The organism is Modestobacter sp. DSM 44400 (genome assembly GCF_900107175.1).
Taxonomy (GTDB): Bacteria; Actinomycetota; Actinomycetes; order Mycobacteriales; family Geodermatophilaceae; genus Modestobacter.
This window is the reverse complement of the sequence record NZ_FNOZ01000012.1, coordinates 24,608-48,215: the sequence shown is the minus strand read 5'-3', so window position 1 is coordinate 48,215 and position 23,608 is coordinate 24,608. Positions and strand designations below refer to the sequence as shown.

At 72.2% G+C, this 23,608-nt stretch carries 22 protein-coding genes; 9 read left to right on the top strand and 13 right to left on the bottom strand.

Going from position 1 to position 23,608, the window contains the following annotated elements:
* Nucleotides 1-79 precede the first annotated feature (79 nt).
* The 3 genes from yvcK to uvrC are packed head-to-tail and all read right to left on the bottom strand — an operon-like array spanning nucleotide 80 to nucleotide 4,028.
* Nucleotides 80-1,123: a gluconeogenesis factor YvcK family protein gene (gene yvcK / locus BLW04_RS10035; RefSeq protein ID WP_254781239.1), complete on the bottom strand. Its 1,044-nt coding sequence runs from the start codon at nucleotides 1,121-1,123 to the stop codon at nucleotides 80-82.
* Nucleotides 1,123-2,031 (bottom strand): RNase adapter RapZ, encoded by a 909-nt coding sequence (rapZ, locus tag BLW04_RS10030; protein ID WP_254781237.1) that lies wholly within the window; start codon nucleotides 2,029-2,031, stop codon nucleotides 1,123-1,125. The genes yvcK and rapZ overlap by 1 nt, the downstream gene beginning before the upstream one ends.
* On the bottom strand, nucleotides 2,028-4,028 hold the full coding sequence (gene uvrC, locus BLW04_RS10025) for an excinuclease ABC subunit UvrC (protein ID WP_091539607.1): 2,001 nt from the start codon (nucleotides 4,026-4,028) through the stop codon (nucleotides 2,028-2,030). The genes rapZ and uvrC overlap by 4 nt, the downstream gene beginning before the upstream one ends.
* Before the next feature lie 252 nt (nucleotides 4,029-4,280).
* Between uvrC and BLW04_RS10020 the strand changes: the two genes are divergently transcribed.
* Together BLW04_RS10020 and BLW04_RS10015 are read left to right on the top strand one after the other, a co-directional pair.
* A complete protein-coding gene (locus BLW04_RS10020) occupies nucleotides 4,281-4,463 on the top strand; it encodes a hypothetical protein (protein ID WP_139306799.1) in 183 nt (60 codons plus the stop codon).
* 14 nt (nucleotides 4,464-4,477) lie between these two features.
* Entirely contained in the window at nucleotides 4,478-5,053 is a 576-nt protein-coding gene (locus tag BLW04_RS10015; RefSeq protein ID WP_091539599.1) for a GNAT family N-acetyltransferase, read from the top strand.
* A gap of 197 nt (nucleotides 5,054-5,250) precedes the next feature.
* Here the strand turns inward: BLW04_RS10015 and uvrA are convergent, their stop codons facing one another.
* Both uvrA and BLW04_RS10005 read right to left on the bottom strand, forming a co-directional pair.
* Nucleotides 5,251-8,142, bottom strand: coding sequence for an excinuclease ABC subunit UvrA (uvrA, locus tag BLW04_RS10010; protein ID WP_091539595.1), 2,892 nt, complete (start codon nucleotides 8,140-8,142; stop codon nucleotides 5,251-5,253).
* 107 nt (nucleotides 8,143-8,249) lie between these two features.
* A complete protein-coding gene (locus tag BLW04_RS10005) occupies nucleotides 8,250-9,689 on the bottom strand; it encodes an amidase (protein WP_091539592.1) in 1,440 nt (479 codons plus the stop codon).
* 48 nt (nucleotides 9,690-9,737) lie between these two features.
* On the opposite strand from BLW04_RS10005, the gene BLW04_RS10000 reads away from it, so the two are divergent.
* The gene (locus tag BLW04_RS10000; RefSeq protein WP_091539588.1) at nucleotides 9,738-10,400 is read left to right on the top strand and encodes an MBL fold metallo-hydrolase; all 663 of its coding nucleotides are present in this window, start codon (nucleotides 9,738-9,740) and stop codon (nucleotides 10,398-10,400) included.
* Nucleotides 10,401-10,666: 266 nt separating this feature from the next.
* Here BLW04_RS10000 and BLW04_RS09995 read toward each other — a convergent pair whose 3' ends face one another.
* Nucleotides 10,667-10,840 (bottom strand): DUF1059 domain-containing protein, encoded by a 174-nt coding sequence (locus BLW04_RS09995; RefSeq protein WP_091539583.1) that lies wholly within the window; start codon nucleotides 10,838-10,840, stop codon nucleotides 10,667-10,669.
* Between BLW04_RS09995 and BLW04_RS09990 the strand changes: the two genes are divergently transcribed.
* Both BLW04_RS09990 and BLW04_RS27515 read left to right on the top strand, forming a co-directional pair.
* Nucleotides 10,839-11,654 (top strand): PP2C family protein-serine/threonine phosphatase, encoded by an 816-nt coding sequence (locus BLW04_RS09990; protein ID WP_091539580.1) that lies wholly within the window; start codon nucleotides 10,839-10,841, stop codon nucleotides 11,652-11,654. The genes BLW04_RS09995 and BLW04_RS09990 overlap by 2 nt on opposite strands.
* A gap of 336 nt (nucleotides 11,655-11,990) precedes the next feature.
* Complete coding sequence (locus tag BLW04_RS27515) at nucleotides 11,991-12,353, top strand: hypothetical protein (RefSeq protein WP_217630965.1); 363 nt, start codon at nucleotides 11,991-11,993, stop codon at nucleotides 12,351-12,353.
* A 481-nt stretch (nucleotides 12,354-12,834) separates the two neighbouring features.
* Here BLW04_RS27515 and BLW04_RS09980 read toward each other — a convergent pair whose 3' ends face one another.
* Nucleotides 12,835-13,140, bottom strand: a complete 306-nt coding sequence (locus tag BLW04_RS09980) for a hypothetical protein (RefSeq protein ID WP_091539576.1) — start codon at nucleotides 13,138-13,140, stop codon at nucleotides 12,835-12,837.
* A 49-nt stretch (nucleotides 13,141-13,189) separates the two neighbouring features.
* Here BLW04_RS09980 and BLW04_RS09975 point away from each other — a divergent pair, with 49 nt between their 5' ends.
* Both BLW04_RS09975 and BLW04_RS09970 read left to right on the top strand, forming a co-directional pair.
* Nucleotides 13,190-13,453, top strand: a complete 264-nt coding sequence (locus BLW04_RS09975) for a hypothetical protein (protein ID WP_091539574.1) — start codon at nucleotides 13,190-13,192, stop codon at nucleotides 13,451-13,453.
* A gap of 1 nt (nucleotide 13,454) precedes the next feature.
* Nucleotides 13,455-14,414 carry a class I SAM-dependent methyltransferase gene (locus BLW04_RS09970; RefSeq protein ID WP_217630964.1) on the top strand — a complete coding sequence of 320 codons (960 nt, stop codon included), beginning with the start codon at nucleotides 13,455-13,457 and terminating at the stop codon, nucleotides 14,412-14,414.
* 111 nt (nucleotides 14,415-14,525) lie between these two features.
* Here the strand turns inward: BLW04_RS09970 and BLW04_RS26635 are convergent, their stop codons facing one another.
* The 5 genes from BLW04_RS26635 to BLW04_RS09950 all read right to left on the bottom strand — a co-directional run bounded on the left by BLW04_RS26635 (nucleotide 14,526) and on the right by BLW04_RS09950 (nucleotide 19,870).
* Nucleotides 14,526-14,681 (bottom strand): hypothetical protein, encoded by a 156-nt coding sequence (locus BLW04_RS26635; RefSeq protein WP_175483984.1) that lies wholly within the window; start codon nucleotides 14,679-14,681, stop codon nucleotides 14,526-14,528.
* Nucleotides 14,682-14,948: 267 nt separating this feature from the next.
* Nucleotides 14,949-15,698: an SDR family NAD(P)-dependent oxidoreductase gene (locus tag BLW04_RS09965; RefSeq protein ID WP_091539570.1), complete on the bottom strand. Its 750-nt coding sequence runs from the start codon at nucleotides 15,696-15,698 to the stop codon at nucleotides 14,949-14,951.
* A 21-nt stretch (nucleotides 15,699-15,719) separates the two neighbouring features.
* Nucleotides 15,720-16,733: an acetamidase/formamidase family protein gene (locus BLW04_RS09960; RefSeq protein WP_091539566.1), complete on the bottom strand. Its 1,014-nt coding sequence runs from the start codon at nucleotides 16,731-16,733 to the stop codon at nucleotides 15,720-15,722.
* A 24-nt stretch (nucleotides 16,734-16,757) separates the two neighbouring features.
* A complete protein-coding gene (locus BLW04_RS09955) occupies nucleotides 16,758-17,765 on the bottom strand; it encodes a DUF2891 domain-containing protein (protein WP_091539562.1) in 1,008 nt (335 codons plus the stop codon).
* Nucleotides 17,762-19,870, bottom strand: a complete 2,109-nt coding sequence (locus BLW04_RS09950; protein WP_091539560.1) for an alpha/beta hydrolase family protein — start codon at nucleotides 19,868-19,870, stop codon at nucleotides 17,762-17,764. Before BLW04_RS09950 ends, BLW04_RS09955 begins: the two co-directional genes overlap by 4 nt.
* 75 nt (nucleotides 19,871-19,945) lie before the next feature.
* Between BLW04_RS09950 and BLW04_RS09945 the strand changes: the two genes are divergently transcribed.
* On the top strand, nucleotides 19,946-21,190 hold the full coding sequence (locus tag BLW04_RS09945; protein ID WP_091539552.1) for a metal-dependent hydrolase family protein: 1,245 nt from the start codon (nucleotides 19,946-19,948) through the stop codon (nucleotides 21,188-21,190).
* On the opposite strand, the gene BLW04_RS09940 is transcribed toward BLW04_RS09945, so the two are convergent.
* A complete protein-coding gene (locus BLW04_RS09940; protein ID WP_254781235.1) occupies nucleotides 21,174-22,232 on the bottom strand; it encodes a TerC family protein in 1,059 nt (352 codons plus the stop codon). The two genes, BLW04_RS09945 and BLW04_RS09940, sit on opposite strands and share 17 nt — an antisense overlap.
* A gap of 395 nt (nucleotides 22,233-22,627) precedes the next feature.
* Here BLW04_RS09940 and BLW04_RS09935 point away from each other — a divergent pair, with 395 nt between their 5' ends.
* Nucleotides 22,628-23,602, top strand: a complete 975-nt coding sequence (locus BLW04_RS09935; protein WP_091539547.1) for a TerC/Alx family metal homeostasis membrane protein — start codon at nucleotides 22,628-22,630, stop codon at nucleotides 23,600-23,602.
* Nucleotides 23,603-23,608: the final 6 nt, after the last annotated feature.

Sequence of the window (23,608 nt, the reverse complement as noted above, 5' to 3'; positions counted from 1 at the left end):
TCTTTCCCCTGTGTGCCGGCCCCGTCTGTGCTGGCCGACGCCCCGGTGTCCCGGAGCCTCCCCGTCGTCCCCCGACCGGTCACCGCGCACCGACCACGGAGGCCAGTGCGGCAGCGAGCCGCGAAGGGTCGTGCCGCGGCGCGCCGTCGGGCGCCGCCACCGGTGCCAGGACCAGTTCCGCACCGCATCCCTGCACAGCAGACAGCAGACCACGCCGGTCAACAACCGCAGACGCATCGGCGATCACGGTGTGCAGCGACACGCCTCCCAGATGGGCGAGCAGAACCTCCAGGTGCTCGGCCGGGGAGAAGCCGTCGGTCTCCCCCGCCTGCGGTTCCAGGTTCAGCACGACCACCACCTTCGCCTTCGTCGCGGCCAGTGCCGCCCGCAGCCGGGGTACGAGCAGGTGCGGCAGAACCGAGGTGTACCAGGAGCCGGGTCCGAGGCTCACCACGTCCGCCGCCTCGAGGGCGTGCAGGACGGCGGCCGGCACCGGCGGGTCGGCCGGGGACACCCGGATCTCGCGGACCCGGCCCGGCGTGGAGGCGATCGCCACCTGTCCGCGGATCCGTCGCAAGCCGACCGGGTCGTCGGGGTCGACGCTGGCCACGGTCGCCACCAGGTCCAGCGGGACCTCGGCCATCGGCAGGACCCGGCCCGAGCCGCCCAGAAGGTGGCCGAGCGCGCCCAGGGCGCGCACGGCGTCCCCGGCGTACATCTCGGTGAGCCCGGTGAGCACGAGGTTGCCGACCGGGTGCCCGGCCAGGGCGCCCGTGCCGCCCAGGCGGTGCTGCAACAGTGCGGCCATCTCCTGGGTGCGTGGGCTGGGGCCGGCCAGCGCGGCCAGCGCCATCCGCAGGTCGCCGGGGGGCAGCACGGGCATCTCGCGGCGGATCCGGCCGGAGGAACCACCGTCGTCGGCGACGGTGACCACGGCGGTCAGCCGGGCGGTCAGCTGCCGCCACGCGGTCAGCGATGCCGCCAGCCCGTGGCCACCGCCCAGAGCGACCACCCGCGGCCCCTCGGGGCCCAGCGGTGGCCGGCGCTCGACGGTCAGCGGCGCCGGCACGGGCGGCGGCGCCGCCATCCGCACCGGCAGGTCGTCCGGGTGCTCCGGAGCCACTACTCGCGGCCCAGGTCGCGGTGGCGGGCAGTGGCCGGGACGCCCTCGGCGGTGAGCCGGCGGGCGAACTCCTCGGCGATGGCGACGCTACGGTGCTTGCCGCCGGTGCAGCCCACGGCGAGGGTCAGATAGCGCTTGCCCTCCCGTCGGTAGCCGGGCACCAGCAGCCGCAACACCTCGGTGTAGCGGTCCAGGAACGCATCGGCGTCGTCCTGTCCCAGCACGTAGTCGCGCACCTCGGGGTCACGGCCGGTCATCGCGCGGAGCTCGGGCACCCAGTGCGGGTTGGGTAGGAAGCGGGCGTCGACCACCAGGTCGGCGTCCAGGGGCAGGCCGTACTTGAAGCCGAAGCTGAGCACGGTGGCGACGACCTGGGGCGACGCGTCCTGCTCGACGAACGCAGCCTCCAGCGTGGCGCGCAACTGGTGGACGTTGAGCTCGCTGGTGTCGACCCACAGGTCGGCCTCACCGGCGATGCCGGTGAGCAGAGCGCGCTCGGCGTCGATGCCGTCGATGAGCCGGCCGTTGCCCTGCAGCGGGTGCTCGCGGCGTACCGACTCGTAGCGCCGGATCAGCACCTCGTTACGGGCGTGCACGTAGACCACGCGGGGCCGGTGCCCAGCCTCGGCGAGCTGGCGGATCGACTCCTGCAGGTCGGTGGAGAACGCCCGGCTGCGGACGTCGACGACGGCGGCGAACCGGCGCACGTCGCCGCGGGCGCCCAGCTCGACCATCGGCTGCAGCAGGGCCGGCGGCAGGTTGTCGACGACGAAGAAACCGAGGTCTTCCAGCACCCGCCCGGCGGAGTTCTTGCCCGCGCCGGACAGGCCGGTGACCACCACGACGTCCAGCGGCGCGACCTCGGTGGGAGCGCCGTCCGCACCGGGGGCCGGCTCGGTGCTGCTCACGCGCCCGCCCCGGCGACCGGGTGGACGCGGCCGACCTCGGCGATGTCGCCGGCCGACCCCGGGCCGGGGCCGGGCGCGTCGTCCGCCGCCGACTCGGATACGGCGGCCAGCACCGCCTCGGCGGTGCGCCGGCCGATGCCCGGCACGGCCGTGAGCTCCTCGATGGTGGCGGCACGCAACCGCTTGAGCGACCCGAACTGCTTCATCAGCGCCTTTCGCCGTGTTCCCCCGAGCCCCGGGACGTCGTCCAGGAGTGACACCAGCATCGTGCTGGATCGTTTCTGCCGGTGGTAGGTGATCGCGAACCGGTGGGCCTCGTCACGGACCCGCTGGAGCAGGTACAGCGCCTCCGACGTGCGCGGCAGGATGACGGGGTCGGGATCGTCGGGAAGCCAGACCTCCTCCATCCGCTTGGCCAGCCCGCAGATCGCGACGTCGACGATGCCCAGCTCGGACAGCGACCGGCTGGCCGCGGCCACCTGCGGGGCGCCGCCGTCGACGACCAGCAGGTTGGGCGGGTAGGCGAAGCGGCGCGGCCGGCCCTCCTCGGCGGCCACACCCTGCTCGTCGCGGCGGTCGGCCTCGTCCTTGAGATGCCGGGCGAACCGGCGGCGGACGACCTCGGCCATCGCGGCGGTGTCGTCGGTGCCCTGGGCGACGGCGAACCGGCGGTAGTCGGACTTCTTGGCCATGCCGTCCTCGAAGACGACCATGCTGGCCACCACGTTGGTGCCCTGCACGTGGGAGATGTCGATGCACTCGATGCGCAGCGGGGCGTCGGGGAGGTCGAGGGCCTCCTGGATCTCCGACAGGGCCAGGGAGCGGGCGGTGAGGTCGCTGGCCCGCTTGACCCGGTGCCGGGCGAAGGACTCCTTGGCGTTGCGCTCGACGGTCTCCATCAGGCTGCGCTTGTCGCCGCGCTGGGGCACCCGCAGGGACACCCGGGAGCCGCGCAGCTCGGAGAGCAGCTCGGCGTAGACGTCGGCGTCGTCGGGCAGCTCGGGCACGAGCACCTCGCGGGGCACGGCCTCCCCCACTTCGCCGGTGCCGGTCTGCTCGTCGACGCCGCCGTAGACCTGCAGCAGGAACTGCTCGACGAGCTGGCCGGTGGTGACGTCCTCGACCTTGTCGACGATCCAGCCGCGCTGGCCGCGGACCCGCCCGCCACGGACGTGGAAGACCTGGACGGCGGCCTCCAGCTCGTCCTGCGCAAAGGCGACGACATCGGCGTCGGTGCCGTCGCCGAGAACCACGGCCTGCTTCTCCAACGCCCGCCGCAGCGCGCCCAGGTCGTCGCGGAGCCGGGCGGCCTTCTCGTACTCCAGATCGACCGCCGCCTGGGCCATCTCGGCCTCCAGCCGACGGATCATCTGGTCGGTGCGGCCACCCATGAAGTCGCAGAAGTCGTCGACGATCCGACGATGCTCCTCGGCGGTGACCCGGCCGACGCAGGGTGCACTGCACTTGCCGATGTAGCCGAGCAGGCAGGGCCGGCCGATCTGGCTGGCCCGCTTGAAGACCCCGGCCGAGCAGGTGCGGGCCGGAAAGACCCGGGTGAGGGTGTCGACGGTCTCCCGGATGGCCCAGGCGTGGGCGTAGGGACCGAAGTAGCGGACGCCCTTGCGCTTGGGGCCGCGCATGACCTGCAGCCGCGGGAACTCATCGTTCAGCGTCACGGCCAGGCTCGGGTAGCTCTTGTCGTCGCGGTAGCGGACGTTGAACCGCGGGTCGAACTCCTTGATCCAGTTGTACTCGAGCTGGAGGGCCTCGACCTCGGTGCCGACCACGGTCCACTCGACGCTGGCCGCCGTGGTCACCATCTGGCGGGTGCGCGGGTGGAGCCCGTAGACGTCGGCGAAGTAGCTGTTCAGCCGCTGGCGCAGGCTCTTGGCCTTGCCGACGTAGATGACCCGGCCGGCCGGGTCGCGGAACTTGTAGACCCCCGGGCCCTCGGGGATGCTGCCGACCGCTGGGCGGTACGTGGACGGGTCGGGCATGGCTCCAGGTTAGGCGGGGCCACTGACGGCTTCGCTGCGCGGCCAGGACTGCGGTGAACATCGACCAGTCCCACCTGGTCGCAGAAACCGCTTGCACTCCGTGCCAACGTTCGTCGATGCCCGACCCCCGTGAACAGCCAGCGGACCGCCAGCCAGCGACGAGGCGGCTGCCCCCTCGGCGGGCCTCCGCGTGCGGAGGATCACCACGGCGGTTTCGCCCCCGCTGCGGAGGTGGCAGCCGACCCTCAGCTCGTGGCGCGCTTCGTCGCTGAGGACGACGGCGTGCAGGTCGCCGGGGCCGGGCTCACCCGGCTCCACATCCGCACCATGTCGCCGGGCACCTCCTGGGGCCACTCGCCTGGAACGACGGGCACCACGCCGCTGCCGTCTCCGCCGTCGTCCGGTCGGCACCGGCCGGCGCAGTCCTGCACCTGACGGTCGACAGCGAGGTGCACGAGCAGTTCGCCGAGCGGTGCCGGCTCGCCGTCGAATGCGGGTTCGAACTGCTGCAGAAGAAAGAGGGCGTCTGGTGGGAGGACGACGGCCACCCGATGGAGCTGCCCGATCGGGTCCGGCTGCGGCCGCTTCCCGAGGTCGGCAACGACGCGTTCGCCTCGGTCATCGCCCGGTGCATGATCGGCACCCTGGACCGGATCGACGAGGTCAAGGTCGCCGAGTACGGCACGCGGGGCTGGGCGGACATCCAGCTCACCGACTACGTCACTCCGCAGGACGCCCGCTCCTGGGTGCTCGTAGAGACCTGGGCCGGCGACCCGGTCGGCTTCGTCGGGCTCAGCGCCTGCGACGAGGAGGCCACCGGCACCATCTCCCACATCGGGGTCGTCCCCGAGGAGCGCGGCCGAGGGTACGTCCACGAGCTGCTGGTCACGCTCAACGTGCTCGCGCGGGACCGCGGCTTCCGGGGCTTGCTCCCCGACGTCGACGTGCTCAACGTCCCGATGCTGGCCGCCCTGGAGCTAGCCGGGCACCATGCAGGCGGCCGCCCGTGGCACCGGTGGAGCTGATGGCCCGCGACGGGCCCGAGCGGGCCGCCAACTGGACCACGGCCGGCCCCGAAGCCGCAGGACGCCGTGGTGGACGCCGTGCGTGCGCAGCGCATACCGGCACCGGCGGGTGCCCGGCTGGTCGAGGTACGCGATGCACGTCCCCGCGGGGATCGCTGACACCGAGCCGCCGCTCGGGCCCGGCTGCTCCCGAGCGGTCAGCTGGCCTTCTTGCGGGCCCGCTTCTTGGGTGCGGCGGCCGCCTCGACGGCCGCCGGGTCGAGGACGTTGGCCAGGAACCGGCCGGTGTGGCTTTCCGGCACCGAGGCGATGAACTCCGGCGGCCCCTCGGCGACGACCGTGCCACCGCGGAAGCCGCCCTCGGGCCCCATGTCGATCAGCCAGTCGGCGCTCTTGATCACGTCGAGATTGTGCTCGATGACGATCACCGAGTTACCCTTGTCGACCAGGCCCTGGACGACCAGCAGGAGCTTGCGGATGTCCTCGAAGTGCAGCCCGGTGGTGGGCTCGTCGAGCACGTAGATGGTGCGGCCGTTGGACCGCTTCTGCAGCTCACTGGCCAGCTTGACGCGCTGTGCCTCACCGCCGGACAGCGTGGTGGCCGGCTGGCCGAGCCGGACGTACCCGAGACCGACCTCGGTGAGGGTGCGGAGGTAGCGGGCGATCGCCGGGATGGCGGCGAAGAAGTCGGCCGCCTCCTCGATCGGCATGTCCAGGACCTCGGCGACCGTCTTGCCCTTGTAGTGGACCTCGAGGGTCTCCCGGTTGAACCGGGCACCCTTGCAGACCTCGCAGGGCACGTACACGTCGGGCAGGAAGTTCATCTCGATCTTCAACGTGCCGTCACCGGAGCAGGCCTCGCAGCGACCGCCCTTGACGTTGAAGGAGAAGCGGCCGGGGAGGTACCCGCGCATCTTGGCCTCGGTGGTGCTGGCGAACAGCTTGCGGACGTGGTCCCAGACGCCGGTGTAGGTCGCTGGGTTGGACCGCGGGGTGCGGCCGATCGGCGACTGGTCGACACCGACCACCTTGTCCAGCTGGTCCAGGCCGGTGATGGTGCGATGCCGGCCGGGCACCATCCGGGCGCGGTTGAGCTCGTTGGCCAGGACGGTGTAGAGGATGTCGTTGACCAGGCTCGACTTGCCCGAGCCGGACACCCCGGTCACCGCGACGAGGCAGCCCAGCGGGAACGTCACGTCGACGCCCCGCAGGTTGTGCTCGCGCGCGCCTCTGACGACGAGCTCGCGACCGGGGGTCGGCTGTCGCCGCTCCTCGGGGATGGTGATCTCCATCCGCCCGGACAGGTAGGCGCCGGTGAGCGAGCGCTCGCTGGCCAGCAGGTCGGCGTAGGTGCCGCTGACGACAACCTCGCCGCCGTGCTCGCCGGCACCCGGGCCGATGTCGACGATCCAGTCGGCCTGCTTGATCGTGTCCTCGTCGTGCTCGACGACGATCAGCGTGTTGCCCATGTCGCGGAGCCGGACGAGGGTCTCGATCAGCCGGATGTTGTCGCGCTGGTGCAGCCCGATGGACGGCTCGTCGAGGACGTAGAGGACGCCGACCAGCCCGGAGCCGATCTGGGTGGCCAGCCGGATGCGCTGAGCCTCCCCGCCGGCGAGGGTGGCGGCGGGGCGGTCGAGGGACAGGTAGTCCAGGCCGACGTCGACCAGGAAGGACAGCCGGGCCTGGATCTCCTTGAGCACCCGGTCGGCGATCGCCCGCTCCCGGTCGCCCAGCTCCAGCGCGCCCAGCCACTCCGAGGCATCGCCGATCGAGAGGTTGGTGACCTCGGCGATGGAGCGGCCGTTCATCTTGACGGCGAGGATCTCCGGCTTGAGCCGGGTGCCGTGGCAGATGGGGCACGGCACGTCGCGCATGTAGCCCTCGTACTTGTCCTTCATGAAGTCGCTGTCGGTGTCCTCGTGGCGGCGCTCGAGGAAGGGCAGCACGCCCTCGAAGGCGGCGTAGTAACTGCGCTCACGGCCGTAGCGGTTCTTGTAACGGACGTGCACCTGGTCGGGCGATCCGTGCAGCACCGCCTTCTGCACGGTCGCCGGGAGGTCCTCCCAGGGCGTCTTCATCGAGAAGCCGAGCATGTCCGAGAGGCCGGAGAGCAGGCGGAGGAAGTACTCGTTGCTCATCGAGCCGGCCCACGGGGCGACGGCACCCTCGCCGAGGCTCTTGGTCGGATCGGGGACGACGAGTTCGGGATCGACCTCCTTGCGGGTGCCGATGCCGGTGCACTCGGGGCACGCGCCGAACGGGGAGTTGAAGGAGAAGGACCGCGGCTCGAGGGCCTCGAAGGACAACCCGTCGTCGATGCAGGCCAGGTGCTCGGAGAACGTCCGCTCGCGTTCCAGGTCGCCCTCGGGAAGGTCGACGAAGTCGAGGACGACGAGGCCGCCGGCCAGGCCGAGCGCCGTCTCGACGGAGTCGGTGAGCCGGCGCTTGGCGGTCTCCTTGACCGTCAGCCGGTCCACGATCACCTCGATCGTGTGCTTCTCCTGCTTCTTGAGCTTCGGCGGGTCGGTGAGCTGGTGGATGGTGCCGTCGACCCGGACCCGGGAGAAGCCTTGGGTCTGCAGCGAGCTGAACAGGTCGACGTACTCGCCCTTGCGGGCGCGGACCACCGGGGCGAGCACCTGGAAGCGGGTGCCCTCTGCCATGGCCATCACCTGGTCGACGATCTGCTGCGGCGTCTGCCGGGAGATCGGCTTGCCGCAGTTGGGGCAGTGCGGCTGACCCGCGCGGGCGTAGAGCAGGCGGAGGTAGTCGTAGACCTCGGTGATGGTGCCGACGGTCGACCGCGGGTTCCGGTTGGTCGACTTCTGGTCGATCGAGACCGCCGGGGAGAGCCCCTCGATGAAGTCCACGTCCGGCTTGTCCATCTGGCCGAGGAACTGCCGTGCGTAGGCCGACAACGACTCGACGTAGCGGCGCTGGCCCTCGGCGAAGATCGTGTCGAAGGCCAGGCTGGACTTGCCCGAGCCGGAGAGTCCCGTGAACACGATCATCGCGTCGCGGGGCAGGTCGAGGTGGACATCCTTGAGGTTGTGCTCGCGGGCGCCGCGGACGACGAGCCGGTCCATGTGATCCCTGTCGGTCGCAGTGGTTCTAGCTGCAGTGATTCGTTGCTGGGCGGAACGGGGCGCCGGCCGGGCCGCTTCCCGGATGTGCCGGACGCGACGGTGCCCGATCAGCCCGCCGGGGTGCCGGCGGGTTCGAGTGGGTCGAAGACAGGTGCGTGCCGACGCCAGGGCAGCCGGCGTTCGAGGTCCCCGGCCAGCCAGAGTAGCCGCGTCTCGGACCCGGCCGGTCCGACCAGCTGCACCGACGTGGGGGTCCCGTCGGGCCGGGGCGCGCCGGGCAGCGCGAGGGCAGGCAGACCGGCGAAGTTCCAGGCTGAGGTCCACGGTGCCCACCGCGCGTTCGCGCCGATGTTGGCAAGGAAGCTGCGCTCGTGCCATGGCCGGGCGGCCAGAGGTGCACCGGTGACCACCGGGCTCAGCAGAACGTCGACGTCGGCGAAGAAGTCGGCCATCCGGGCGCGGAAGGCCTCCGCCGTCCGGGGCCGGAGCAGACCGGCCCGACGGGCCAGCCGGCCGAGCCGGGCGTGCACCCGGCTGCGCGGCTGCATCGCGCGGCGGTCCAGCCCGAGGGCCGTTGCGTCGTCGTCGGCCCCGGCGAGCCAGCGGACCACCGTGCCGAGCGCCGCTGCGGGAGTGACCACCGGCTCGCGGCGGACGACGGTGTGCCCCGCGACCTCCAGTTGCGCCACGACGGCGTTCAGCGCGGCTCGGCCCGGTGCGTCGAGCCGGGCGCCGGGGACCGGAGAACGGGTGGACACGGCGACGGTCAGCGGGCGTCCGGGGGCAGGAGGGTCGGCCGGCGTCGTCCCGCTGAGTACCGCCGTGGCGAGGGCGAGGTCGGCCACGGTGGTGGTCAGGGCACCGTTCTCGGCCATGCCCGACCAGTCGTCGGCGCCGATCTGGGCGGGGACGACGCCCCGGCCGGGCTTGAGGGCGACCAGCCCGCAGGCCGCGGCCGGCAGCCGGAGGGAGCCCATCCCGTCGTTGCCCTGGGCGAGTGGCACGATGCCGGCCGCGACGGCAGCGGCACTGCCGCCCGAGGAGCCGGCGCAGGAGCGGGCGGTGTCCCAGGGGTTACGGGTCACGGTGCCCGGACCGTCGGTGGCGGAGTAGATGCACAGCTCGGGCACCCGGGTGATGCCGATGACCACCGCGCCGGCGGCCCGGAGCCGGGCGACCACCGGGTGGTCGACGGTCGCCGGCGCGGGGCGGTGCGCCGTTGAGCCGTCGGTGCAGGTCTCCCCGGTGACGGCGACGTTGTCCTTCACCGCGATCGGCACCCCGGCCAGCGGCAGCTCCGCCCGCCGCGGCGAGGCGTCGACCTCGGCCGCCTCGGCGAGCGCCGCATCGGCGCGGATGACCCGGAAGGCCCCGATCCTGCCCTCCACCACGGCGAGGTGGTCGAGGTGGGCGCGCACCACGTCGACCGCGGACAACTCCCCGGACCGGACGCGCGCCGAGAGCTCGGTGGCCGGCAGCCCGACGATGCCGGACGCCGGGGCGGAACCGACGGGAGCAGAGCCGGTCAGAGCTGCACTAGCGTCCATGCCGTCGAACCTATCCGGGCGCACCGACAGTTCTCAGATCGGAGCGGGATGAGCAGCACCTACACCGGCGACGTCGAGGTGGGCGGCCCCGCCGACACCCGCGAGCTGCCGGGACTCACCATCACCAAGCTGGCGGTGAGCGAGATGGCGAACAACGCCTACCTGCTCACCTCGACGGCCACCGGGGAAGCGCTGCTCGTCGACGCCGCGGCCGAGGCCCCCGCCCTGCTCGCCCTCATCGGCGACGCCGACGTGCGCACCGTGGTGACGACGCACGGCCACTGGGACCACCACCGCGCGCTGCCGGATGTCGCGTCGGCGACCGGCGCGACGACGGTGGCGCATCCCGCCGACTCCGGTGACCTGCCCGTCCCGGTGACGCGCCCGGTCGAGCACGGCGACACCGTGACCGTCGGCGACCAGACCCTCGAGGTGGTCCACCTCCGCGGGCACACCCCGGGCAGCATCGCGCTGGTGTGGCACGGTCGTGACGGGGCCGGCACGCACGTGTTCACGGGCGACAGTCTCTTTCCGGGGGGGCTTGGGAGGACAACATCCCCGCAGCACTTCAACTCGCTGATGGACGACCTGGAAGAGCGGATCTTCGGGCCACTGGATGACGCCACGTGGATCTACCCCGGCCACGGAAAGGACACGACGCTCGGAGCCGAGCGCCCACATCTCGGCGAGTGGCGCGAGCGCGGATGGTGAGTCCCGACTCGACGATCCCGCTGGTATGGCCCCGCAGCGGGACCCCGGACGCAAGTTGGCCAACGCCCTGCGCCACGTCCTGAGCGAGGACGTGGACCGCCTGACCGCGCCCCGACTTCCCGGGCCGCGCTGAGGATGCCGCCGGAAACGGCTCGGCGGACCGAGCGTCGGGCGAAGGAAACGCTCGGTCCCGGTACGACCGGTTCGGGCCCAGCATCATCGGTGAGCGACTGCTGCAGGAACGCGACCTTGACGCCGGGCGAGCCTCACGCCTCGACGATCAGGCCCTCCAGTTGCTTGGCCATCGGCTCGTCGACCTCGACGTGGTGGGCGTGTGCGGCGTGCGGGCGGACCTGATCGAGGATCTCCTGGGTGCTCTCTCCCCGGACTGTGGCGTCGCAATCGAAGCCCGCATCCCGACAGTACAGAATCTTTGTCATGCCCCCAGTCTCGCCTGCTCTCCGCAGCGCCGGCAGGCTGGAGCCGATTTCACACAGCCTTGCGACCGCGCTGCAGCGGGTGCTACTGCCGGCGGGGTTGCCGGACGTTCCCGACTGGGCAATGGCAGCGCTGTACGAGCCGGCCGGGGAGGCTGTGCTGGTCGGTGGCGACTTCTACGACTGGTTCACCCTGCCCAACGGGCACATCCTGTTCTTCGTCGGCGACGTGTCCGGCAAAGGCCCGCTGGCCGGCGCGCTGGCGATGAGCATCCGAAAGGCGCTCAAGGGCATCACCTGGATCACCCAAGACCCGGCCGCTGCGCTACCCATCCTCGAGCACGCGCTGGCCGACGAGTTCCAGGGCTCGTTCGCCACGCTGTGCCTGGTCGAGCTGATTCCGGGCGAAGGCCGGGTGCGCGTTGTGCTCGCCGGACACCCCGCCCCGTGGCTCCGCCACGACGGCCAGTTCGTCGAGGTGGCCGCACCGCCCAACAGCGTCCTCGGCCCGCGAATCCACGATCGCTGGGAGTCCGTGGAGCTCCAGCTCGAGGCGTCGGACATGCTCATGCTGTTCACCGACGGGCTGACCGAGGCGCGACTGGCCAGCGGACAGCAGTTCGGCGACGGGCCGTTCCAGGAATACCTCCCCCAGCTGCTGCCGCCGCTGTCCAGCTACGAGACGGTGCTGCAGACGTACGAGCATGTCCGCCAGGTCGCCGCTCTGACCGACGACGTGATCATCAGTGTGCTGACCTTTCAGCCTCGATCCGCCGTCGATCCTGATGTAGCCGTCGGCTCGGATTCGCCAGCCTGATGTCACATGGGGTCGTGGGGTAGCCGCCGTATTGCCCGTCTCCTCCTCCGCTGACATCCAGCTGGGCCGGGGCGCTGCGCCCGGGGCAAGACCGACCGCGGGTCGGTTGGGAGAGCTTCCACCTGAACCTGGTAGCCCCTGAACGCGATCGCCGCCGCCGCCGTTGCCGCCGTTCCCGGCGCCGAGGACGCTGGGATCCGTGGTCGGCCGGTCCCGGATCGAGGCCGGCGCGGCCACCAGCGACCGCCCGGCCGCGCTGGGCAAGTCGCCAGACCAGCTCGACCAAGGTCCCTGTCCGCGGGCCATGCGGAAGCAGAAGATGGCGGCATCTCCGACATGACCGCTGAGCGTCGCTGGCCCCGCTTCGCCGCCGCCGCGGCCGGGCGGCCCTGCACTCCCTCGGCGGTGACAGCGCCACCGTGCCGCGCGGCCCGGCGACCCAGGCAGGCCCGCCGGGCGGCCGGTCCGGGTGAGTGCGCCGGCACGCACGTGCGCGCCCGGCGACAGCCTGTTCCCCGGGGCGTGGGCAACACCCAGAAGGACGCCGACCGGTTCGCCAGCCTCCTCGCCGACGTCGAGTCCCGACTGCCCGGGACGCTGCCGGACGAGACGTGGGGCTACCCGGCCACGGCGAGGACACGACCCTCGGCGCCGAGCGGCCGCGCCTGGCGGAGTTCGCGAGCGTGGCTGGCGAGCTGAGCCCTCCTCTCCTGCTCAGAACGGCGGCGGGGCGTCGTCCGCAGATGGCGCCGGACCTCCAACGCCCGGTGGCCGCGTGGTGCGGGTGACGCCGCCGGGGGTGGTGACCCGCAGCTCCCCGTCGGGCGTCATGGTGAACCGCCCGCCGGGCGCGTGGGTCTTGAGCCGGTGATGGCGTCGGCAGCGGCAGCGGTAGCACAGGTTCTCGCACGCCGTCGTCCCGCCGGCGGACCAGGCGAGGACGTGGTCGGCGTCGGTCCTGGCCGCGGGGCGGCGGCAGCTGGGATGCCGGCAGGTGCGGTCCCGGGCGCGGATGTACCGGCGCTGCGCCGGCGTCGGTTCATACCGGTCGACCGGAGGCGGCTGTCCAGCACCGCACGGCTGCAACGTGTCGACATGTCGGCCGGGAGCCCTGTCGACATGTCGACGCCAGGATGGTCCGGGCAGCCGCGGCGGGCCAGCCGTTCCAACTCCGCGCGGGTCACCGTGCCCGCAGGGCCCCGGTGGACGGGTCGACCAGGGAGATGTCCAGGCTGCCGCCGGCCGGGGCCTGCAGGCCGCCGGGGCAGACCGCGTCCAGCTGGGCGAGCAGTTCCCGCAGCTGACCGGCTGTGATCGGCTGCTGGTCCACCGACGCCGCGTCCGCTGCCACCGGCCCGCTCGCCTGCCTCGCGAAGCCCTGGGCCGGACGAGTCGTGAGGGCGGTCAGCGGTGCGAGGACGGTCAGCTGGGCGGTCACCGGTTCCCGGCTGGTGTCCCACGGCCGCAGCACCAGGTCGGTCAGCACTTGAGCGCGCAGTTTGCCCGGTGGGGCGGGCGCCCCAACTCCTTCCCGGGTGACCCTCACCGCTCTCAACCCGCCGACGAGCACCACGTACGCCGCGGCCTACCCAACGAGCGCGCTCAACGGCACACCGACCGCCGGTTGCGACGCCACGAGCACCGCCACCAGCAGCGAGGTCACCTACCGCTACGCCACCGGGACGTCGGGCAGCAGCCACACCCGGACCACGGCGTTGGTCATCGCCACCAGCGGTCAGGCGAACAGCCCGCTCACCGCCACCCTGACCAACGACGCCGCCATGGCCGGGACCTGCTGAGGTGAGCGCGTGGCAGGCCGGGCTGGGCACCGGCTCCCACGGCACGGCACGGCCCGAGCCGGCGTCCTGGTGGCGCCTGGTCCAGCCCACCGTCGTCGCCTCCGACCCCTCGCCGTTACGTCTGCGCGGCCGGCGACTGCTCCTGAGTCCGCCCTGGGACGACGATGGCCGGATGTACTCGGACGCCGACGCAGCCGCCCTCTACGACGTCCTCAACCCCTGGCACCCCAGCGACGACTTCTACCTGTCCCTGGTGATGGAGGCAGCGTCCGTCCTCGACGTGGGATGCGGGACGGGCACCGTGCTGAAGGCGGCACGGGCCGCGGGACATCCCGGCCGCCTGGTCGGCATCGACCCGGACCGCGCGGCCCTGCGGGTCGCTCGGGTGCAGAACGACGTCGAGTGGATCGAGTGCACCGCGGCGTCGCTCCCGCACCACCGGGAGTTCGAGCTTGCGATCATGACCGGCCACGCCTTCCAGTGCCTGGTCACCGACGACGAGCTGCGCGCCTCGCTCGCCGCGGTCCACCGCGCCCTCGTCCCCGGGGGCCGGTTCGCCTTCGAGACCCGCAACCCGGCAGCCCGCGCCTGGGAACAGTGGGCGTCCGCCCCGCCCGCCCACGTCGTCGACCCCGCGGGACGCCCGCTCCAGATCGCCTACGAGGTGCTGTCCGTGGCAGGCGGCGTCGTCTCCTTCACCGAGACGACACGGAACGTCGACGGCACAGCACTGCGCACCGACCCGGCGAGCCTGCGCTTCCTCGACGGTGCGGCCCTGGCCGGCTTCCTTGCCGAGGCCGGCTTCGCCGTCCGGGCGCAGTTCGGCGGGTGGTCGGGTCAGCCCCTGGAGCCGGACAGCACGGAGATCGTCACCGTGGCCGCGGGAACTCCGCCGCCATCGGGGACCCCACGAGCTGAGCACCCGACGGCGGGCCGGACCGGGCGGACTCGACGGGGCTGAGTGTGGGCACGGTGCTGCGCAGGGCCGGCGGACGGCGCAGCACCGCCGGCGCGAGGTCCCGCTACGGCGCCGCGACCGGCAACACGACGAAGACGAGCAATGCGATCCCGTTCACGGCGACCATCGCGCTCCGCGCCCGCCGGTAGCCGGAGGCGTGGTCAGGTACAGGACCAGCAGCACGCCGAAGGTCACGGTTCCGTGGGCGTAGTCGTAGTACACCGACAGCACCTGGCCGAGACGGTGGTGCGCCGCGAGGGCGAGGTCCATCGTCCGTTCGACGGACAGGTGGAGGAGCTCTCGAGGGCCAGGACGGCCCAGGCATTGCTCACCCCGGTCGTCCACTGCACGTTTGCAGCGGAGGCGACCCGGTCGTAGCCGAACAGCAGGAAGCCACCAGGGCGAGTTCTCCGGCCAGGGCCGGGCGGGGGCGCGGGCGTGGGCGCGGAACGGCGGACATCGCGCGACGAGATCGCAGCGTTCCCTGTGACGGCGCCGCCGACGGGCGGGCGACGGGTCCGTTTCGTACCCGGCGCCTCAGAGCTGGACGCCGCGGGTGAGGGCTCCATCGACCACGAGGTTCGTGCCGGTGGTGAAGCTCGAGACCGGGCTGGACAGGAAGACCACCGCCGCCGCCATCTCCTCCGGGGTGCCCATCCGGCCCGTCGGGTTCAGCGCGAGCGAGCTGGCGTAGAGCTCGGGCTGCCCGCCCTCGATCTGGTTCCACACGCCGCCCTCGAAGTACGTGTTGCCCGGGGAGACGGTGTTGGCCCGGACGCCGGTCGCGGCGAGCTGATGCGCCAGGCCCTGCACGTAGTGCACGATCGCCGCCTTCATGACGCCGTAGGGACCGGCGGCGAAGTCGATCTCCCGCCCGGACACGCTGGAGATGGCCACGATCGACCCGAGGCTCTGGGTCAGGTGCGGCAGGGCGGCCGTCGCCAGCCGGACGGTCCCCATCAGGTCCACCTCGAACGACGACCGCCAGTTCTCCTCGCTCTCCGGGATGGCCAGCGCGCTGACGTTGGAGACCACCGCGTCGATGCCGCCGAGCCGTTCCGCAGCCGCGCCGACCCACGCGGTCAGCGCCGGGCCGTCGCCGACGTCGACCGCCGTACCGGTGGCGGACGGGCCCAGGGACGCCGCCGTCGAGACGCACACGTCCGCGCTGCGGGCGCAGAACTCCACCTCCGCCCCCTCCGCGACGAACGCCTCGACGATCGCCCGGCCGATGCCGCGCGTCCCCCCGGTCACGAGCACGCGGGAGCCGGTCAGCTGCAGGTCCACGGGAGTTCCTTCCGGAAGGGGTCAGCGCAGGGTGGCGGCGCGGGCACGCAGGTCGGCGTGCAGCCCGCCGTAGGCCGCGGCCGCCGGCACCAGCGACTTGCGGGCCTTGACGACGGCGGAGTAGTTGACGTCGACGACGTTGGCGAGCGGCGCCTCGGTGATCTGCGACAGCAGTTGGTAGCTGTCCATCGCGTCGAGGCCGAAGAGGTCCTGGAACCAGGACACGAGCTGGGTCTGTGCGATCCGCCAGGCGTCCTCGAGCGGCCGCGACGAGCCCACGGTCATCCAGTGGGTGTCGTCCTCGATCCGCGGCCACGCCGGTCCCCCACCGGACGCACCGCCCTTGACCAGTTCGACGATGACCGTCGTGGTCATCGCGCCCTCGACCGCGGTGCCGCAGGCCTCGCCCTCCCCCTGCCGGTAGTGCCCGTCGCCCAGGGAGAACAGCGCGCCCTCGACGTTGACCCGCAGATAGCAGGTGGCGCCTGGCCGCATCATCGGGGTGTCCATGTTGCCGCCGAAGGCGTCCGGCACCAGTGAGCTGCGCACCTCGCGACCGGCCGGTGCGACGCCGACCGTGCCCAGCATCGGCTCGACGGGCAGGTCGATCCGCAGGTCGCCATGCCGGGCGGCGAAGGTGACGGTGTTACGGGCCCGGTCCAGCTCGTAGATCCAGGTGGTGTCGGGCAGCGCGGCCTGCAGGGTCGCCGTCCGGTCGGTGCTGGTCAGTCCGCCGAAGAACGGGATCGTCGCCGAGGCGCCCCAGTCGCGGGCCGGCTCCATTGCGACGAAGTGCAGCGCGAGGGTGTCACCGGGCTCGGCGCCCTCGACGAAGAACGGCCCGGTCTGCGGGTTGACCGCATTCAAATTCACCTTCTCGGCGGACAGGTCGGTGGCCGACCGCAGCGCCCCGGAGAATGCGTCGTCCGACCACAGCCGCAGCGCCGTCCCCGGGGGCACCCGCGTCAACGGGGCGACCCCGCCGAAGGTGAACGCGTACTGCTGAGGAGTGGGCGTGACCTCGATGACGTCCATGCTGCACTCTAAGGGCGGCGCCGGTCAGTACGCCGGGTCGAGGTACAGCAGCGCATAGGCGGCCAGCCAGTGCTCGACCATGTAGTCGCTACCGCTGACGTGTGGCATCGCTGCCGCCGCGTGCTCCGCCGCCGACGCGCCCAGCGTCGGCACGCGGGCGTCGCCGTCGGGCAGCCGGGAAGCCAGCCGGCGCATCGCCCACGCCCGGCTGAGGTTGAGGCCGTGCAGGTGCGCGGTCTGCCCGTCACTGGCGTCGCTGACCACCGCCGGGGTGAGGAGCGGCCCGGCGGCCAGGGCCGGGAGGAAGGCCGCGAGCCACCCGGCGACGTCCGGCACGACCTCAGCCATCAGCACCGCCTCGGTCAGCGCCGGGGACAGGAAGTCCGACCCGGAGGGCTCCCAGCGCACCGGGGCGTCCACGTCCTCGGCGAACCAGCGCAGCGCGGTGTCGGTGAGCAGCTGCGCCCGGCCGGCCCGCCGGGCGGCCGGCAGAGCCATCAGCAGCCCGAACGCGCTGGAGGGGTGCAAACCGGAGCGCACCGGGTAGGTCGCGGCCGGGAGCCAGCGCTCGAAGGCGCCCAGGAAGTGCTCGGCCAGCGGCTGCAGCGTCGCGGCCCACCGGCGCACGTCCGGCCCGCCGTCCGCGGTGGCCCAGGAGGCCGCCTCCTCGGCCAGGGTCAGCGCCCACGCCCAGCCGTAGGGCCGCTCCGCCCCCGGGGACGACGCGAAGAAGGCAACCTCGGTGGCGATCGCGTCGGCGGTCCAGTGCTCGTCGAACACCGCGCCGATCTCCGCGGCGGGGACGAGCCCGGGCGCGAGCCGCAGCAGCCGGAGCAGTACCCAGTGCATCTCCACCGCGGAGTGCCAGTCATAGCTGCCGTAGAACGCCGGGTGCCGGTCGCGCGGGCGCACCGGCGCGTCCCCCGGCTGGGCGTAGTGCACGTACAGCCCGTTGGGGAACTCCGCCCGCACGGTCCGCAGCGCAGTCGCCGCGAGCTCCGGGGCGGCGGCCAGCAACTGCGGGGAGGTCATCTAGCCGGCAGCCGGGTGGCCGGCACGGTGAGGGTGTCCGCCCGCCGTCCGGATGCCTCGCCGTCCACCGCGGCCCCGACGGGCACCGGCTCCGGAGCGGCCTCGGCGCCGTCCGGCGTCGGCGCCGCGGCCGGCAGCTCGGCCATCGCGGCCGAGTTCTGCTGGGTGGGCAGCCACCGGGCCCACCAGCGCAGCACGTGCTCCAGCCTGGCCAGCCGGTGCTTCGGGCGCCCGGAGCGGGACAGCTCGTGCCCCTCGCCGGGGAACAGCAGCAGCTCGGTCGGGACGCCGCGGCGCTTGAGCTCGACGTAGAGCCGGGTGCCCTGCTCCAGGGGGCAGCGCCAGTCCTCCTCGGAGTGGACGACCAGGGTGGGCGTGGTGATCCGGTGCGCGGAGGCCATCGGCGACTGGGCGGCGATCCGTGCCGGGTCAGTGCCCACGTACTCGTCGGCGAAGAAGAATCCGATGTCGGAGGACCCGACGAAGCTGACCGGGTCGTTGAACGCCCGCTCGCTGATCCCCGCGGTGAACCGGTCGGTGCGGCCGAGCAGCAGCGTGGTCATGAACCCGCCGTACGAGCCGCCCATCAGACCCACGCGCGACGAGTCGAGCGCCGGGTCGAGCAGCGCCTCATCGAGGAAGGCGAGCACGTCGGCGGCGTCCAACTCGCCCATGTGTTCCTTGATGACCCGGCCGTGCGCCTGGCCGTAGCCCGACGAGCCGCGCGGGTTGCACTGCAGCACCGCGTAGCCGGCGTCGACGTAGGCCTGGGTCTCGTCGAACAACGTCCAGCCGTACTGGGCGAACGGGCCGCCGTGCACGGTGAGCAGCACCGGGTGCGGCCCCGGACCGGGCGGGGTGGTGACCCAGCCGTGCACCGGGTAGCCGTCCGGCGCGGTCGCCGTGCGCTCCCGCATCCGGTGCAGCCGCCCGGTGCTCTGCAGCGGGCCGCCGAAGCCGGTCAGCAGCCGCCGCCGGCCGGGGGTGATCGCGATCAGCTCCCCGGCGGAGCGGTCGTGCGCGACGGTCGCGACGACCACGCCACCGCCGACCCCGATGCCGCGGACGGTGAACGGTCCGTCGACGAGCGCCTCGGGCTCACCGCCGTCCAGCGGCACGCGGAGCAGCTCCACGGCGCCCTTGCGCTGATTGCCGAAGAACACCGCGTCCGCGGCGATGATGGTGGTCGGCGTCTCGTCGCCACTGTCGTGCCACTCCGGGTCGAGCACCGCCTCGAGCTCGCCGCCGTCCACGCCGACCCGGGCCAGGGTCGAGTTCCGGCCGACGAAGTCCCGTCCGCTCTTCCCCAGGTCGACCTGGGCCGTCACGTAGATCGTGCGGCCGTCGGGGGTGAACGCCGGCTGCGCGACCGACGACCGGCCCGCGGTGACCCGGCGCAGCTGCGAGCCGTCGGTGCGCACCAGGTAGACGTCGCTCACCAGGTCGGCGTCGGCGCCGTCGTGCCGGGCGGAGACGAAGGCGAGCTCCGCGCCGTCCGGGCTCCAGGCGACGTCGGAGTCGTCGACGTCCCCGGTCGTGACCTGCAGCGGCGGAGCCGCCGGGACAGCGTCGTCGTCGTCCTCGGCCGGGAGGTCGACGACGAAGACGTGGCTGCGCTTGTCGGTGGTGAAGCCGAGGGCGTCCTGTCGGTACTTCAGCGTGGTGATCAGCCGCGGCGCCTCGGCGGCCGGCGGGACGTCGTCCGCGGTGCCGTAGCGGCCCGGCTCGGGCACCCGGGCGGTGTAGGCCAGCCGCGTCGAGTCCGGCGACCACACCGGGACGCCGGCGCCGAGATGGTGGTCGGTCAACCGCCGGGACTGCCCGCCGCCGACGGCGAGCACGTGCAGCTGCGGCCGGCCTTTGGGCTCGGCGGACAGGTAGGCCAGCCACCGGCCGTCGGGGGAGAAGGCCGGCGCCGAGTCGGCGTGGCCGTGGGTCAGCGGACGGGCCGGGGAGGAGGCGTCGGTGGGCACCGTCCAGAGCTGGCTGCGGTACTCGTCGGACTCCAGGTCGAGCCGGGTGACGGCCACGACGGCCGTCTGCCCGTCCGGGGACACCGTCGGCACACCGGGGACGCGCAGCAGGGACAGGTCGGTCGGCCGCATGTGCGCACGCTAGCCCAGTCACACCACTGCGTAGATGGTGAGCACCGCTAACGGGTGAGGCCCTAGGGTGCGCGCATGACCCGACGCGTGTTCACCGGTGGCCAGGTCCTCGACGGCACGGGCAGCCGGGCGGCGCCCGCCGACGTCGCCGTGCAGGACGGCCGCGTGGTCGAGGTGGGCCCCGGCCTGGACGGCGACGAGTCGGTCGACTGCAGCGGCGCGACGCTGCTGCCGGGCCTGTTCGACGCCCACGTGCACGTGATGATGAGCGGCGTCGACACGCTCCGGCAGCTGCAGACGCCGTTCAGCTACGGGTTCTACGAGGCGGTGCACAACCTGCGCCGCACCCTCGCCCTGGGCATCACCTCGGTGCGGGACGCCGGTGGGGCCGACCTCGGCGTCGCGCAGGCGGTCCGCGACGGGCTGATCGCCGGTCCGCGCATGCAGATCGCGATCAGCATGCTGTCCCAGACCGGGGGCCACGGCGACGGCTGGCACGTCTGCGGCTCGAAGATCCCGCTGATGGGGCCGCACCCGGGCCGCCCGGACACGATCGTCGACGGCGCCGACGAGATGCGGCGCACCGTCCGCCAGCTGCTGCGGGCCGGCGCGGACGTGCTCAAGGTGGCCACCAGCGGCGGCGTCCTCTCGGCGCGGGACGACCCGCGGCACCCGCACTTCCGCCCCGCCGAGCTCGACGTCCTGGTCGAGGAGGCCAATGCCGCCGGGGTGGCCGTGATGGCCCACGCACAGGGCGCCGAGGGCATCAAGGCCGCCGTCCGGGCGGGCATCCGCTCCATCGAGCACGGCATCTACCTCGACGACGAGGCCATCGACCTGATGCTGCAGCGCGGCACCTGGCTCGTGCCCACGCTGGCCGCGCCGCGGGCGGTGCTGGCCGCAGCGGCCGCCGGGGCCTCGCTGCCCGAGGCGGTCATCGAGAAGGCCCGGAACGTGCAGGCGGTGCACGACGCCTCGGTGGCGAAGGCCATCGCGGCGGGCGTGAAGGTCGCGATGGGCACCGACAGCGGCGTCGGCCCGCACGGGGACAACCTGGTCGAGTTGGGCCTGATGGCCGGCTGCGGGATGACCCCGGAGCAGGCCTGGCACGCCACCACGCTGTCGGCGGCCGAGTTGCTGGGTGTGGCCGGCGAGCTGGGCAGCCTGGAGCCGGGCAAGCGGGCCGACGTCGTCGTCCTGGACGGCGACCCCACGGACCTGACCGCACTGTCCGGCCGGATCCGGGAGGTCTACCGGGACGGCGAACTGGTCGCCGCCGGCGGTGCCGTCGTCGAGCCGGGGGTCATCCCGCCGCGGTGACCTCGGCGTCCTCGTCGGTCTCTCCGCGGGTCTTCAGCAGGCTGGCCACCGTGGCGACGACCAGCACGCCGAGGATCACCGACAGGGACAGCCAGATGGGGATGGCCGGCACGCTCTCGATCGACTGGCCGCCGTTGATGAACGGCAGGCTGTTGTCGTGGACGGCCTCGAAGACCAGCTTGACGCCGATGAACGCGAGGATCACTGCCAGGCCCAGGGACAGGTAGACCAGCCGCTTCAGCAGGCCGCCCAGCAGGAAGTAGAGCTGGCGCAGCCCCATCAGCGCGAAGATGTTCGCGGTGAAGACGATGAACGGCTCCCGGGTCAGCCCGAAGATCGCCGGGATGCTGTCCAACGCGAACAGCAGGTCGGTCGTCCCCAGCGCCAGGAACACCACGATCATCGGCGTCCACAGCTTCTTGCCGCCCTGGGTGACCCGGATGTTGCTCTCGTGGAAGTCCGGTGTCATCGGCAGCACCCTGCGCATCCGGCGGATGAACGCGTTCTCCTCGTAGTCCTCGTCCTCGTTGCGGTTCCGCACCAGGTTGATGGCCGTGTACACGAGGAACGCGCCGAAGATGTAGAAGACCCAGGTGAAGCGCTCGATCACCGCGGCGCCCAGCAGGATGAAGATGCCGCGCAGCACCAGCGCGATGATGATCCCGACCATCAGGGCCTCTTGCTGCAGCTTCCGGGGCACCTGGAAGCGCGCCATGATGATCACGAAGACGAAGAGGTTGTCGACCGACAGCGAGTACTCGGTCAGCCAGCCCGCGTAGAACTGCGTGGCCAGGTCGCCGTCCGTGACCGCCAGCAGCAGGACGCCGAAGAGCAGCGCCAGCGCTACGTAGAAGCTGACCCAGAGGCTGGCCTCCTTGGCGGAGGGCTCGTGCGGGCGATGGACGACGAGGGCGAGGTCGGCGAGCAGCAGGACGGTCAGTCCGACGAAGGTCGTGATCTGCAGCCACCCGGGGATCCCCAGGGAGCTCGACTGTTCAGCGGCCAGCTGGGTCAGGTGGTCGGGCGAGAACAGGACGTTCATGGGCAAGCCTCCGGAGACTGGCAGTCGTCAGCGCCGGAGGTCTCTCCCGCCGCTGGCTGCACGCCGGCGACCGACGGCGCCGGAGGTCACGTGACCTCGTGATGACGACACCGCCGCTGGGGGATACTCCCCTCCACGTACAAATCCGGGAGCGGGCGAACATCAGCCGACCGCAGCCCCGGAATCGCCCACCCAAACGCACAGACTGCCCGGCCGGTTCCCGGCGGGCGAACTTTCTTGGGTTACAGTGGCGCGCCAGTGAAGGGGAGTACTCCCTCGCAGCAGTGTCGTCAACACGGAACGCCCCGTCGGCGGACCCGGTGCTGCTGGTCCCGACGTGCGGACGGAAGAGACCTTCGGCTCTCTCGTCGTCGACCCTTTCGGAGAATTCCTTGATGACTGCTGTCTCGCCGCTCGTCTGGATCCTGACCTGTGTCGGGTTCCTCGCCATCGTGGTGCTGGACCTGGCTGTCATCGCCCGCCGCAACACCACCGTGTCGATCCGGTCGGCCACACTCTGGGTCGTCTTCTACGTCGGGCTGGCCGCTGTGTTCGCCGGCCTGATGTTCGCTCTGCGGGGCGGCACCGCCGGCGGCGAGTTCGTCGCGGGCTACATCACCGAGTACAGCCTCAGCGTCGACAACCTCTTCGTCTTCGTCATCATCATGTCCCGGTTCGCGGTCCCCCCGCTGGCGGTGGACAAGGTGCTCTACATCGGCATCGTCGTGTCCCTGCTGCTGCGGGCCATCTTCATCGCGGCGGGCGCCGCGGCCATCGCCGCCGCCAGCTGGGTGTTCTACATCTTCGGCGCGTTCCTGATCTACACGGCCATCCGGCTGGCGCTCGAGGGTGAGAACGACGAGACGGACTACCAGGAAAACGCCGTCCTGCGCGGCATGCGGCGCATCCTGCCCATCTCCCCCGACTACGTCGGTTCCTCCCTGACGACCCGGACGGCGGAGCGGCGGATGGTGACCCCGATGGTGATCGTGATCGCAGCCATCAGCGTGGCCAACGTGGTCTTCGCGCTGGACTCGATCCCGGCGATCTTCGGCCTCACCTCGGACCCCTACATCATCCTGACGGCCAACGCCTTCGCCCTGATGGGTCTCCGTCAGCTGTACTTCCTCATCGGCGGGCTGCTGGAGCGGATCATCTACCTCAACATCGGCCTGTCCGTGATCCTCGCCTTCATCGGCGTCAAGCTGATCATCGAGGCGCTGCACGGCTCGCACATCGACGCGCTCGGGCCCGTGCACCTGCCCGAGATCGGGATCGCCGCATCCCTGGCGTTCATCATCATCACGCTGGTGGTCACGACGGCGGCGAGCCTCGCGAAGAACCGTCTGGACCTCCGCAGGGCCGACTGAGGCCGG

Bases quoted from the DNA above. Each gene is read 5' to 3' on its own strand.
- uvrC (WP_091539607.1), bottom strand. From the start codon at position 4,028: ATGCCCGACCCGTCCACGTACCGCCCAGCGGTCGGCAGCATCCCCGAG.
- uvrA (WP_091539595.1), bottom strand. From the start codon at position 8,142: ATGGACCGGCTCGTCGTCCGCGGCGCCCGCGAGCACAACCTCAAGGAT.
- BLW04_RS10005 (WP_091539592.1), bottom strand. From the start codon at position 9,689: ATGGACGCTAGTGCAGCTCTGACCGGCTCTGCTCCCGTCGGTTCCGCC.
- BLW04_RS10000 (WP_091539588.1), top strand. From the start codon at position 9,738: ATGAGCAGCACCTACACCGGCGACGTCGAGGTGGGCGGCCCCGCCGAC.
- BLW04_RS09990 (WP_091539580.1), top strand. From the start codon at position 10,839: ATGCCCCCAGTCTCGCCTGCTCTCCGCAGCGCCGGCAGGCTGGAGCCG.
- BLW04_RS09995 (WP_091539583.1), bottom strand. From the start codon at position 10,840: ATGACAAAGATTCTGTACTGTCGGGATGCGGGCTTCGATTGCGACGCC.
- BLW04_RS27515 (WP_217630965.1), top strand. From the start codon at position 11,991: ATGACCGCTGAGCGTCGCTGGCCCCGCTTCGCCGCCGCCGCGGCCGGG.
- BLW04_RS26635 (WP_175483984.1), bottom strand. From the start codon at position 14,681: ATGGACCTCGCCCTCGCGGCGCACCACCGTCTCGGCCAGGTGCTGTCG.
- BLW04_RS09960 (WP_091539566.1), bottom strand. From the start codon at position 16,733: ATGGACGTCATCGAGGTCACGCCCACTCCTCAGCAGTACGCGTTCACC.
- BLW04_RS09955 (WP_091539562.1), bottom strand. From the start codon at position 17,765: ATGACCTCCCCGCAGTTGCTGGCCGCCGCCCCGGAGCTCGCGGCGACT.
- BLW04_RS09950 (WP_091539560.1), bottom strand. From the start codon at position 19,870: ATGCGGCCGACCGACCTGTCCCTGCTGCGCGTCCCCGGTGTGCCGACG.
- BLW04_RS09945 (WP_091539552.1), top strand. From the start codon at position 19,946: ATGACCCGACGCGTGTTCACCGGTGGCCAGGTCCTCGACGGCACGGGC.
- BLW04_RS09940 (WP_254781235.1), bottom strand. From the start codon at position 22,232: ATGAACGTCCTGTTCTCGCCCGACCACCTGACCCAGCTGGCCGCTGAA.
- BLW04_RS09935 (WP_091539547.1), top strand. From the start codon at position 22,628: ATGACTGCTGTCTCGCCGCTCGTCTGGATCCTGACCTGTGTCGGGTTC.